This window comes from Acinetobacter sp. UBA3025, assembly GCF_002367915.1.
GTDB lineage: Bacteria > Pseudomonadota > Gammaproteobacteria > Pseudomonadales > Moraxellaceae > Acinetobacter.
This window is the reverse complement of record NZ_DFDO01000033.1, coordinates 1-13299: the sequence shown is the minus strand read 5'-3', so window position 1 is coordinate 13299 and position 13299 is coordinate 1. Positions and strand designations below refer to the sequence as shown.

Here is a 13299-nt window from a genome sequence, read left to right as displayed (position 1 = left end):
ACATCAGCTCGCCCTCTACCGGCAGCAATGATAGCATTGGATTCAAACTGACCGTTGCAGCACAGCGCGCAATCAGCTTTACGCCAGACCGTCAAGGCCAGTTAGCCCCTGGTGGCAGCATTATTTACAGCCATACCTTAACCAACATTGGTAACGTTACTGAAGCAGCTGATGGTAAAACATTGAACTTTATTTTACCAACGCCAACAGCAGGTGAAACGGTAACTGTTTATGTGGACACAGATGGTAACGGTATTCTGGATGCTAATGAAGTTGTAACAGGTACAGGTGCTTTAAACAGCATTTTGCAAAATGCAAAATTTGATGTATCTAAGTTACCTGGTTTGCAGCAAGGCGAGTCCGTTACTGTTTATGTAAAAGTTGAAGCGGCAGCAACTGCAACAGCCGGCCAGTCTTATACATCTACAGTACAAATTCAGCCTGAAGCTAACGCTGTATTAGGTTCAAACAGCATTTTATCAATTACAGACCGCACAGTAATTAACCTAGGTTCAGTACGTTTAGAAAAATTCCAGTTTGCTGCAGACTGTACAGCAGCACCCGTTGATACTGACTATACTGCAAACTTACAGAATGCTAAACCTGGTCAATGCGTATTTTATAAAGTAAAGGCAACAAACCAGGGTAATGCTGATGCAACTGCTGTTGTAATCAATGATGCTGTGCCGGCATACACAAAGTACAAAACCGGTTCTGTAGCACGTGAGCCAGCAGCTCAAGGCACTGCACCAACAGAAGCTAACGGTAATGTAAATTACAATGTCGGTACTTTAACTCCTGGCGCTTTTGCCACATTGAAGTTTGCTGTCACAGTTGATAAATCAACCACTCCATAATCTTTAAAAACTTTTCTCCCTCTTTTTTCGAAAAGGGGGACTCGATTCGTTTGTTCTAATTATTTGTATTTTCGTATTTTTGGTTTTGGGGTGTGGCAATGAAAAAAGCAATGAATAAGAAAGTGGAGACATTATCTTTGTCTGCACTTGCGTCTGCTTTGTTCTTTGCACATCACGGTCATGCTGCGATGCCTATGGCTGGACAAATGATTCAGAATATTGCTTATGCAAGTTTTGAAGTCAGTGATTTGAGCGGTGGACAATTACTGCGAACAACTCAATCCAATGCAGTCAATATCGAAATTGCAAAGTTTTATGGTCTTGAACTATTTCCAGATCAGCTCCAGCAAGTAGAAGCGGGTTCAAAAGTCATCTGGTTAAATCAGGTGACCAATACCAGTAATACAAATGCGTGGTTTGATTTTAAAACCGCGGCTATTAACCATTTATCCAATTTAAAAATCTATTTAGATGCCAATCAAGATGGTGTCCTGGATATTTCAGATACCCTGGTTAAAGATGGATTAGAATTACAACCCAATCAAACTGTACATTTATGGGTCGTGGCAGATACCTCATTACAAACTCCCGATCAGTCCAAGTTAGAGCTTCCTTTAACCGTACAGATTCGTGAAGAACCGCAACAACAAAAAACAGTGCAAGACCCTGTACAGGTCTTTGAAGCAAAGTTAAAAATAGAAAAAGCCGTAGACCAACAACTGCTTAACATAACTCAGCAGGCACAAACCCTGAATTATACTTTGACGGTAACCAACTCGGCATCATTACCGGTATCACCTGCAACAGTCACGGTGGATGGACAGGAACAATCATGGGTGATTGTTGAAGATCCTTTGCCGGCAAATACTGTTTTTGAAGATATTCAGGTTTCAGATCTGGCTTCTAATACACTGGTTTTGCATAAGTTGGCAGAAGGACAATATTCAAGTCATTTACCTCAGGATAAAAGCCAAATTGGCTATGCCGTCGTTGCTTATAAAAAACCATTTGCGGCCGGTCAAAAAAGCGAGATTAAGTTAAAGGTTAAAACTCAACCGACCATTAGCTATACCACATTGGTGAATGGAGCTTATGTTCTGCATCAAAAAGGACAAGTGAATCAAAAAACCTTGTCCAATAAAGTTGAAACCAAGGTTGTAGGTCAGCCAACTTTAAATAGCACCACAAATGATTTTAAAATCAGCTTGTATACCGGCAAAGTTAATGAACCAATTTATTTAAAAACCAATGCCGCGGTTTGTAATGCCAACCGTTTTAGCAAAGAGCAGGCACGCATTCGTATTCAGTCTAAATTGACGGGTGATATTGTTATTATTTCCGCCATGGAAAGTGGTGAAAATACTGGTCTGTTCCAATTTAGTTTAGCTACTGAAGAAAATGCAGAAAAAAATCTGAATGATGCTGTTTTACAAACGCTTAAACGTGATGAGGTTACAGCGAGTCTGGTTGAATGCGTCGACGAGCAAGGTCAGGCCACTACACCGATTAATGATATTTCAACGCAGATATTAATTGATCCATACGGCATTATTTTCGATGCAAAAACGAAAAAGCCTGTGGCTGGGGCAACCGTTATACTGGTGGATGAAAATGATCAGCCGGTCGGTAATAATGTGGCTTTTGAAGTTGACCGTACCACGGGGGCTTTACGTTCAATTCCTGCAAAACAGGTAACGTCTGCGACAGGTGAGTTTGTTTATCCGCAAGTGATTCCGGGTAACTATAAATTGTTAGTCGATACCTCAACAATTGCTACTCATCAATATAGTTTTGTCAGCGATCAGGTGGTTTATCCGATCAGCTCATTTAACGGCATGGCGGTACATTCGCAATATTCTTATGGCGGCATATTTACCCTGACATCCAGCAGTCCGGCATTGAATATCGATATTCCGATTGACCCGCTATTAAGCCAATCGGGTTTGATGGTACAAAAAACTGCACGTGATAGCAGTATCGAATTGGGTGATTTCACCGATTACAGTATTACCGTGAGTAATAAAGGTGATGTACTTGCACGTGATGTTAAATTGGAAGACAGTTTACCGCGTGGTTTTAGCTATGTGCCAAATACCATGCGTATTGATGGCAAACCCGTGGCAGACCCGGAAGGTGGCAAAGGCCCTTATTTAACGCTGGGTTTGGGGGATCTTGCAGTCAATGCCAGCGCCAAAATTGAATACCGTGTTCTGGTCGGACCCAATGCTTTAAACGGAGATGGGATTAACCGGGCTCGTGCAGTAGACGGTTCTGGTCTCAGTTCAAATGAAGCACAGGCTAAAGTTAAAGTTCGTCCGGGTGCGTTTAGTGCCGATGCATTTGTGGTAGGTAAAGTTTATACCGACTGTAACCGTAATGGCATACAGGATAAAGGCGAGTTGGGTGTGCCGGGTGTCCGTCTCTACATGGAAGATGGCAGTTATGTCATCACAGACCGTGAAGGTAAATATGACTTTTACGGCGTGTCGGCAAAAACCCATGTGCTTAAAATTGACCGCACCACCTTACCTGCCGGCGTGGAGTTGCTGACTCAGTCCAACCGAAATGCTGGTGATCCATCCAGCCGCTTTGTCGATGTCAAACGTGGCGAATTGCATCGTGCTGATTTCGCCATGGCGAATCAGGCAGATGCCTGTTCTGCACCCTTAACGGATGCAATCAAACAGCGTCAGGAAAAAATTAACAGCAGCAATTTAAATCTTGAAAAAGCGATTAACAAGCAACTTTCTATTGATGCACCGAGCTATCTGGAAAGCAGCACCCGTTCAGAAAACACCCAAGGCTGTTTGGCAAATGACAATGATCAAAATTGCTTATTGAATCGGGGTGATTTTGCTGCACAAAAACAACCGCAATTGTTGATTGATCCGGTAAAACCGCCTGTTTTAGTGAATCTTGAAGAATATTTAAAGCGTAGCGACAACAACGCTTTAGAAATTTTAAACTTAAAAGAAGGACAGGTTCTACCTCATGCACAAACGACGATTCAAGTTCAAGGTGCAGCAGGTGCGACACAGCGTGTTTTAGTCAATGACGTGGTGGTGGCAGATAAACAACGGGGTAAATTAGCCATCCTGGATGAGCATCGTAAGCAAGGGGTTGAATATGTCGGAGTGGCATTAAAAGTCGGTAAAAACAGCATTCGTGCTGAACAATTGGATTTTGCTGGTAATGTTCGTGAAAGCCACCACATTCAAGTCATTGTTCCAGATGAAATTCATCAGCTGAAATTACAGCAAGCGCCAATCCCGGTCATGGCCAATGGCCGTGATGTGATGCAGCTGCGCGTTCAGTTGCAAGACAAACAAGGCATCAAGGTGGCCACCCGTACCTTGATCACTCTAGAAAGTGATATCGGGATTATTGATCTTCCAGATTTAAATCCAAATGAACCGGGCATTCAAAGCTTCATTGATGGCGGCGAGATGATTATTCCGATTCTTGCACCGAATGCGCCTGCACGTGGAAAACTACGCGTTAGCAGTGGTTTAATCAAAGAAGAAATCGACATTCAGTTTCAGGCAGATTTACGTCCGCTGATTGCCGTGGGTTTAATTGAAGGTTCAATTAACTTTAATAATTTTGATAATACACAGTTGCACAGTGTGAATCGTAATGATGGTTTTGAAAATGAGCTGAATGAAATTGCCGAGTGGGGTAATGACACCTCATTGACCGGTCGCACTGCAATGTTCCTGAAAGGAAAAGTCCGAGGCGATTATCTGTTAACCCTGGCTTATGATTCTAATAAAAGTTCCAAGCAGCGCCTGTTCCGCGATATTCAACCTGATGAATATTATCCGGTATATGGTGACGCAGCGGCAAAAGGCTTTGAAGCCCAATCGACCAGCAAATTGTATGTACGCTTAGACAAAGGCCGTTCATATGCGATGTATGGCGACTATGTCACTCGTACAGAAAAAGATGAAGGTCTGGCTTTGGGGCAATATAACCGTTCATTGACTGGTCTGAAAGTGGGACATGAAGGAGATAAGTTTCAGGCATCAGCATTTGTGGCTGAAACCAAATCGCGTCAAGTGGTGACAGAAAATCGTGCACTGGGTATTTCTGGTCCCTACAGTCTGGGTTCAATTTCAAGTGAACTTATTTTAGACAATAGTGAAAAAGTCGAGATTCTGACCCGCGATCGTAATAATCCGGGGTTGATTATTGCCAAACAAAGCCTTACCCGTTTTAGCGATTATGAAGTCGACACCTATAGCAACAGCATTTATCTAAAACAGGCTGTCGCCAGTGTCGATCAAGACCTGAATCCAAACTTTATCCGTATTACGGTGGAAGCGGATGAAATTGGTGAAGAATATCAAGTCGGCGGGATGAGTTTTAGTTATGCCATGAAGAGCCATCTGAAAATGGGTGGTTCATTTGTGCAAAGTAATAATCCATTAAATCAGGAACAGATTGCCAGTTTAAATACCGTGGTGAAAGTTGGGCAATACAGTAAATTCATTGCCGAAGTGGCACAGTCTAAAAATACCGACTCTACGGCAGATCAGATTACTCAGATCAATAGTGATTCAAATCGTGACAAAGACCAAGGTACTGCTGCACGGGTCGAATTTGAATATGCACCGAGCTTTGCCCATGTTCGTGCCTATCACCAGCAAGCCGAAGAAGGTTTCCAGAATGATGCGGCAACCATTAGTGCAGGACGTAAAGAAAGTGGCATCAAGGCTTCAGCACCCATTGCAAAACTGGGCCTGGCTCGTATTGAAGCAATTCGTACTGAAGATCAAGAAAATAACGGCGTTCGTACTGGATTGTCTACAAGTCTGGAACGTAATTTCTTTAGAATTCTCGCGGTCGAATTAGGGCTGCGTCATTATGATGAAACCAGTGCTGCGGCAACTTTAGCGACAGAAAATCTGGGTCCATATAATGGCACGACTGGGCGTATCAAATTTACTGGTAATCTGCCTTGGAAAGGCGCATCGACTTTTATTGAATACGAACAGGATTTATCCAATTCCGACAAACAGGTTTTATCGGTGGGGGGAACGGCAAAAGTTTTACCCAATACTGAAATTTATGCCCGCCACGAATTGATTTCAGCAATTGATGGCCTGTACTCCATGAATAGCACAGAAGAAACCAACAGCACGGTGTTCGGTATTTCCAGCAACTATATGAAAGATGGTTCAGCATTCAGTGAATATCGTGTTGCTGATGGCATCAGTAACCGTGAAGCTGAAGCAGCATTGGGCCTACGTAACCGCTGGCAGCTAAAACCGCGTGTATATGTTAGTAGCAGTTTTGAGCGGATTCAGTCTTTATCTAAAAATGAAGACAATACCAGTAATGATGCCACTGCATTGAGTCTGGGACTTGAATATTTAGTCCATGAGAATTGGAAAGCAACCACCCGTTTGGAAGGTCGCCGTTCGGATACTTCAGATACCCTGATCAATACCCTTGGTTATGCTTATAAGCTCTCTGATGATGCCACCGTGCTGACTAAAAACACGCTCAACTTTGTCGATAATAAAGCAGTAGATCAGGGTGATCACTTACGCAACCGTTTCCAGCTCGGTTATGCATGGCGCGATTATGATCAAAATAAACTCGATATCTTGTCGAAAATTGAATATTACTATGAAAATAACGCCACTGATTTAGAAGCGGAATTCAAGCGTGAAGCTTATGTGACTTCTATTCATACTAACTATCATCCACAGCGCCGTCTGACTTTATCGGGTCAATATGCAGCAAAATGGTCTGAGCTCGATGAAGATCATATTACTAGCAATGCTCTAACGCAATTGTTCAGTGGTCGGGTAATTTATGACATCAATGAACGTTGGGATATGAGTGTACAAGCGGGCACTTTGTGGGCTAACCGCGGTGCAGGTACACGCTATTTGGTCGGGGCAGAATTGGGGTATTTGCTTGCAACCAATCTTTGGGTTTCGGCAGGTTATAACTTTATGGGGTATCAGGATGATGAACTGTCAAATACCAGTTCAACCGGTGAAGGTGCGTATTTAAGATTCAGATTCAAGTTTGATGAAGATCTGTTTGGTCGCCGTTCGGCAAACACAAACTTTGCTTTAGAGCCAGAACAGGGGCGATAAAACATGAAACCACTTACTGGACTACTTGCAGCTTTATTTTTAGGGAACAGCTTGGTGTATGCTGAACCCTTTTCGGCTGCTGATGCTCAGCGTCAAATAAATACTTTATCCAATACTTTACAACAATATACTGATGCTGATGCACTGACTCGCTATCATGCTTACAAGGCAAAAATGTGGTTAAGTTATGCAGTCAATCAACAATCCGAACGCAGTTTAACCGTTGCAGGGCAGGAAGCTTTGCAACAGGCCCAAAGTATTGTCAGTGGATTGCAGTCCAAGCAAAATTTGAGTTTAACCACACCAGTCTTAAGTGTGTCACAAGTCATGCGTCGGGATTTATGGTGGCAGGTTGAATATTTAAAAATGCAGGGTGCCATTGATAAAGCGCCCGAAAGTCTGGCACATGCAGAAGTGATGCTGGTTTGGGCTGCAGCAGAATATTGCGAGTTGGGCTGGAGACATTCCCAAGAACCTTTTCATGCGGTGCAACAAGCTTTATATCAGGTCGCTGAATCTACAGGTGTGCAGCGTACAGATATTACGTGGCAGCCAGAGCAGTTGCCTTCATTGCAGCAGCTGAATGGCAAGGGTTGTCAGGGAGTAAATTCTAAATTTTGGCCCCTAGCTAAAGTACAATTAAATCAACAGTCTAATAGTTTAAAGATCAATAATATTGTACATTTTGCCCGGGACAGTGCAGATTTAAGCCCAGCCAGTCATACGATTCTACAACAATGGGTAGCCCAGTTGAAACAATATCCACAATTGTCTGTTGTTTTAAAGGGTTATACCGATCGGCATGCAAGCCCGAGCTATAACATACAACTGGCACAGCGCCGTGTTCAGGCAGTACAAGATTATCTTGTGTTACAGGGTATGGATATTGCACATATTGCGACTGAAGCCAAGGGTGCAGTTGATTTTCAAACTGATACAGAAATGAAAATAGCTGAGGCAAAAAGCCGTCGGGTAGTTCTGCAGGTTGCAGATACACATAGGGTTGAAATTAAATATCTACCGCAGTGGCAAGATTTACAAATAGAGTCAAAACAGCAAAAAGTGAAGGTGAAATAACAGTATGATCAAGCGATATTTACCTCATGTTTTGGCATCTTCAGTTTTATTGCTTGGCGGTATGGCGCAAGTTAATGCGGCAGATACACAATTAGATAATTCAGCAACAGGCTCCACGCTGATTCAACGTAGTTTTGTAAACTTAGATTTTAGTAATCCTAATATTAATGCAAATTATAATGGCTTTGGTCAAGCAGGTACAGGAGCAACGAATGTTGCTCTGCCAGAAACACTTGTACCTGGTTGGAGGACAACGCATAGAGTTATGACAGCCGGTACATATTGGCAAGCTGGGCGATTGATTGAAATTTGGCGAGGGCAAGGTGCTCCATCCGATAAGATGACAGGAGAATTATCGACATCAACCAATCAATATGCAGAACTGAATGCAGAAGAAGAATCAGTTTTATACCAAAATATATGTTTAATTAAAGGCGAAACATTTAGCTATTCTTTTGCACATGCAACAAGATCGAGTACCAGCGAGAAAGCAAAGTTTTCGATTGGTACAGTTACAGACACAGCCACAACTAAACGTAATTGGGTTGCTCATCAAAATATAGTATCGGCTACGAATTCGCCTACGAATAAGACATGGAAGACTTATAGTGATACTGTTACGGTAAATAGTATACCTGCGAATTCAGGAATTTATTCCTTAGGTTTTGAGGCGGTATCCACTGGGACAGTAGGCAATTTTTTAGATAGGATTGCCATTACAGGTTTAAAGCCAGTGGTTGAGTTTACTACTGCTGCTGATAGTGCCTTTGAAAACGTATCTGGTATTGTGCCAATTAAATTTAAAATGGTGGGTAATGTTACCAGCACAAGTATGCCTACCTTAAAATTTAAAATTTCTTATAATAGTTCGGTCGCTTTGGAAAATCGCGCTATTTATAAAGTTGATTATGTTTTAAAGAAGCGTATTGGTGCGACGGGGACGACTTTTACAGAACTGACTGTAGATGATGGACTAAATTATAATACAAGTACCGGGGAAGTTACTTTTTCTTATAAACCTGATTATAACTCAGGTTTAAATTATGAACAGGGTGTAGAATTTAATGGTTTAGTACTCGAGATTAAAGATAATAATAAATCTTTTGGAACCAAGACACTCCCGTTTTCATTTGAAACGATGTCAGATGTTCTTCTAATTACTCTGGATACTTGTAGCAAAACTAATATAAAAAGTTCATTTGATTTTTCTATTAAAGAAGACGATACCGATCTAGAGATTATTAAAAGTTTAACACCGGAGTCTGTCACTAAGGTATATAAAGACCAATATCTTGCTTACACGCTGGAATTAACCAACAAGACTAAAGTGGATGCTGATGAAGTTATTTTAAAAGATAATATTCTTGCTAATTTAGCTTATGAAACAGCGGGTGTAAATGCGGCAACTTTAAGCTGTGAAGCTATAACTAATGAAGGAACAACATCAACTTGCCCGACTTTACCTAATGATGCAGTAACTAAATTATTTTCATCTAGTGGATTAAATCTGGGTACTATCAAAGGGCTCGCCAAGTATAAATTTACTCTAAATAAGCTAAAAGCCAAGGAAGATGCAACAGGTGAATATACTGGTTATATAGTGAATAATGCAGTAGTGACAACTACTTCAACTGATATTGACTCGAGTAATAATACATCCACTGTAAAAACAATGATGGCTACCAAAACTGATCTGTCCAATAACAAAACAGGTGCACCCGTAACAGAAACAGGTATTGGCATGTTTGTAATTGGAAAAGAGGGTAGAACCGGTTCCACACCACTTTGGACTCAAAAATCAGACAGTAACACCAAAGTTTATTTCCCGCTCAATATTCAAAATTACGGCAATCTGGCACAGGATTATCAACTGTATGCCTCTAGTAGCAAAATTGAACCAACACTAGGAACGGGTGACTATTCAACATTGGTTAAAAATAGTATTACTCCCTTTAGTTCTGGTTTAAAAATTGAATTTTATAAGGTAGATCTTGCACAGTGTAAAACGGGTGTAAGTGGTCAGCAGATTACTCAACTGAATGTTGCCGCCAATAACACTACACAGCTCTGCGCAGTCGTGACCGTTTATTCTTCTGTGACAACGACCACCAATATTTGGTTTGCAATCGAGTCACTTCAGTCGGGCATGGCTGACATTGTTCTGGATGCCGTGATTCCCCAGCCCAAGAAACGTACATTGGAATTAAGCAATGATCAAAGTGCACAGGTGGGGATCGGGGGAAGCTATGTATTTTTGCACCGTCTGATCAACTATGGTGTGGAAAATGAAACTAAAGTGAAGGTCAGTCTTAACCCAGTCAATCGTACCGATGGCTTTTTATATACCTTGTTTTTGGATCAAAATGGCAATGACACGCTAGATGCCAGTGATACTTTGCTATCCGGCACAGAAACTGAATTAAGCAATATCATTGAGCCGAATAAATCGGTCACTTTATTGATTAAAGTTGAAGCCCCATCAACGGCCAACAATGGTATGAGTAGTCAAGTTAAGCTGATTGCCAAGCCGGATAATGTAGGGAAAGACATGACATTAGCTGATTTAAGTAATACGGACTTGATTACGGTCAGTCCGAATCAGTTAAAAATTATGAAATCGCAATTCAAAGTTGAAAATTGCAGTATGGCAAATGCCGCGGCAGTGATCAATGCAATGTATACCGTACAAAATGAAAACCTGAAACCGAATCAATGTCTGATTTACCGGATTATGGTGAAAAATACTAGCAGTATGGCATTAAGCAATGTAGTGATTAACGATATGTATCCCGCTTATACCCAGCAATGGGCACTTTCAGGTATATTGCCAATTGTAGGAAGTAATGGTCAAAACATTACCGATAGTAGCAACAATACAATTCAAGATGATGGCACTGCTAAAATTAAGACGATCTTAAAAGAGCTGTTATCACAACAGGAAAAGTCTCTATATTTTGGCATCAAAATGCAATGAGAGGTTTAACATGATAATGATTGTCTAATTTATGATGTTCCTATCATGGTAGTGCCCTGTACTAACGTTATAACTATCTAAATCATTTTCATTCTGTAATTTCCAGTTGCCTGCAAAGGTAGAAGCTGATTTACCTTGCCAGACTTTAAGCTCACCCGTTGTTGACTGCTCAATCATTAAATCAAAAACGAGCTGATGATCTGGTGAAATGTGATTTCAGTGCAAAGCAACCAAACCACCTGTGGGTTACTGACTTCAGTGTGCCGCAGCAAGCGGCGTAAGAGATGAGGGTATGGCCCCTCGCTATCGGCTTGCAGGAGCAGGTAGCAAACCACCATAAGCGGCTTGGATCAAAAGTCCCGGTCGTGAGCGTTATGGAAAAGGCATCGTAGAGATGTCAGGTAAGAATTAGGAAGGCGAACAACAGTGAACTGCCGTTCAAGTGTCGAAAGTACTCAAATGACATCAAAACCGGGGATGGAAGTTACCCCGCGATTAGTTTGGCCGTTACCTGCTTACGGGCCATTCGGTGTCCGGCGTAGAGGCAGCGCGATCCTAATTCAGGCTCTTACGTTGAACTGCGGGAACCTTCGGTGGCGATGTCAAGCGAAAGGCACAAGCTCAAAAGGCAAGGCTGATAATAGCAATGCGTCACCAAGGGGCGGAGCAACTCGTAGTAGTGTTGAAGTTACTGTAATGGTAATGGAGCGAAGGGGTTGCATTATCCAGGTCTACGGATTTGTCAACTGTACAAGCAGGAGGAGCAAAACTTTATGACCAAACCATTTAACATTCCTAAAGCGTTAATCTGGGAGGCATTTAAGAAAGTCAAAGAGAATGGTGGCGCTCCAGGCGTTGATCATGAATCTATTGAGCAATTCGAAAAGCATTTAAAGAACAACCTATACAAACTATGGAATCGACTTTGTTCTGGCAGTTATTTTCCACCGCCAGTTAAGGCTGTTCCGATTCCAAAGAAGTCAGGTGGCGTGCGTATACTAGGCATTCCAACAGTTGCAGATCGAGTCGCGCAAACAGCAGTTAAGCTCTTATTAGAGCCGAAAATTGATCCATTATTTCATCCAAACTCATATGGATATCGTCCGGGGCGTTCTGCCCATGATGCAATTGCGATAGTGAGGAGACGAAGTTGGGATTATGACTGGGTTGTGGAATTTGATATCAAAGGTCTCTTTGATAACATCGACCATGATTTACTAATGCGTGCACTCAAGAAACACTGTGAAATTCCATGGATTCTTTTATATGTGCAACGTTGGTTAAAAGCACCAATGCAACACATAAATGGCCATCTTTTAGAAAGGAATCGCGGCACACCACAAGGTGGTGTTGTGAGTCCTTTATTGGCGAATTTATTTATGCATTATGCTTTTGATATGTGGATTACGAAACATCTTCAAAGTGTACGGTTCTGCCGTTATGCAGATGATGGCGTAATTCATTGTCGGAGTTTATCTCAAGCCAAACTTGTTTTACAAAAGATCGATGCACGATTTCGTGAATGTGGTCTCGAATTGCATCCAGACAAGACAAAGATTGTTTATTGCCAAGATATTAATCGTCGTAAAGCATATCCCGATGTTCAATTTACTTTTCTCGGGTACACGTTTAGGCCCCGTAAGGCTGTGGACAAGTATAAAAGAGTTTATGTAAATTTCTCTCCTGCAGTCAGTCGTGATGCACTTAAAGCAATGCGACAGACTATTCGGAAATGGCATCTACATCTGATGTGTAATCGCGAATTAAGTGATTTATCTGCAATATTCAATCCAATTCTTCAAGGTTGGCAGCAATACTATGGTCGATTCCATGGTTCAGCAATGTCAGCGATCTGGCAACACATGAATGCTTATCTTATACGCTGAATGAGGCGTAAGTATAAAAACTTGGCCCGTCATAAAAGACGGGCTAGATATGCCTTAGGGCGACTTGCGCGTGATTTTCCAAATGCCTTTGTGCACTGGAAAATGGGATGTTTACCATCGGTTGGATAATGGGAGCCGGATGAGCTGAGAGGTTCATGTCCGGTTCTGCGAGGGGCTAAGGGTGAAATTCCCTTGGTCTACTCACCCATATATTCAGACGAATTCAGGTTGAGTCTATACTGCATTTGTTATTGATGTATTTTCACGGGCAATTGTAGGTTGGAAGGTATCGACACGGATGAATACAGATATGATTCTGGATGCACTTGAACTACGTAGATAGGTTTAACAAAAAACGGCTGTATAGAGATAGAGAGGTGGTCCCACATGTT

General features: G+C 41.9%; 4 protein-coding genes and 3 pseudogenes. 6 read left to right on the top strand and 1 reads right to left on the bottom strand.

All coding sequences use genetic code 11. The annotated features are described in order from the left end of the window. The 4 genes and pseudogenes from B4J23_RS01455 to B4J23_RS01440 all read left to right on the top strand — a co-directional run. Positions 1-857: pseudogene (locus B4J23_RS01455) on the top strand (hypothetical protein); the annotation flags it as partial. A gap of 98 nt (positions 858-955) precedes the next feature. Further along, positions 956-6970: an SdrD B-like domain-containing protein gene (locus B4J23_RS01450; protein ID WP_291358524.1), complete on the top strand. Its 6015-nt coding sequence runs from the start codon at positions 956-958 to the stop codon at positions 6968-6970. Between the two features lie 3 nt (positions 6971-6973). Continuing rightward, positions 6974-8047, top strand: a complete 1074-nt coding sequence (locus B4J23_RS01445) for an OmpA family protein (protein WP_291358522.1) — start codon at positions 6974-6976, stop codon at positions 8045-8047. A 4-nt stretch (positions 8048-8051) separates the two neighbouring features. After that, positions 8052-11021: a hypothetical protein gene (locus B4J23_RS01440; protein ID WP_291358520.1), complete on the top strand. Its 2970-nt coding sequence runs from the start codon at positions 8052-8054 to the stop codon at positions 11019-11021. A gap of 45 nt (positions 11022-11066) precedes the next feature. Here B4J23_RS01440 and B4J23_RS01435 read toward each other — a convergent pair. After that, a pseudogene (locus tag B4J23_RS01435) lies at positions 11067-11207 on the bottom strand (hypothetical protein); the annotation flags it as partial. A gap of 587 nt (positions 11208-11794) precedes the next feature. Here B4J23_RS01435 and ltrA point away from each other — a divergent pair. Beyond that, positions 11795-12907, top strand: coding sequence for a group II intron reverse transcriptase/maturase (ltrA, locus tag B4J23_RS01430; RefSeq protein WP_291358519.1), 1113 nt, complete (start codon positions 11795-11797; stop codon positions 12905-12907). Positions 12908-13115: 208 nt separating this feature from the next. Continuing rightward, a pseudogene (locus tag B4J23_RS01425) lies at positions 13116-13238 on the top strand (DDE-type integrase/transposase/recombinase); the annotation flags it as partial. Positions 13239-13299: the final 61 nt, after the last annotated feature.

What these genes read in the sequence shown, in the direction of transcription:
- B4J23_RS01450 (WP_291358524.1), top strand. Translation starts at nt 956, where the DNA reads ATGAAAAAAGCAATGAATAAGAAAGTGGAGACATTATCTTTGTCTGCA.
- B4J23_RS01445 (WP_291358522.1), top strand. Translation starts at nt 6,974, where the DNA reads ATGAAACCACTTACTGGACTACTTGCAGCTTTATTTTTAGGGAACAGC.
- B4J23_RS01440 (WP_291358520.1), top strand. Translation starts at nt 8,052, where the DNA reads ATGATCAAGCGATATTTACCTCATGTTTTGGCATCTTCAGTTTTATTG.
- ltrA (WP_291358519.1), top strand. Translation starts at nt 11,795, where the DNA reads ATGACCAAACCATTTAACATTCCTAAAGCGTTAATCTGGGAGGCATTT.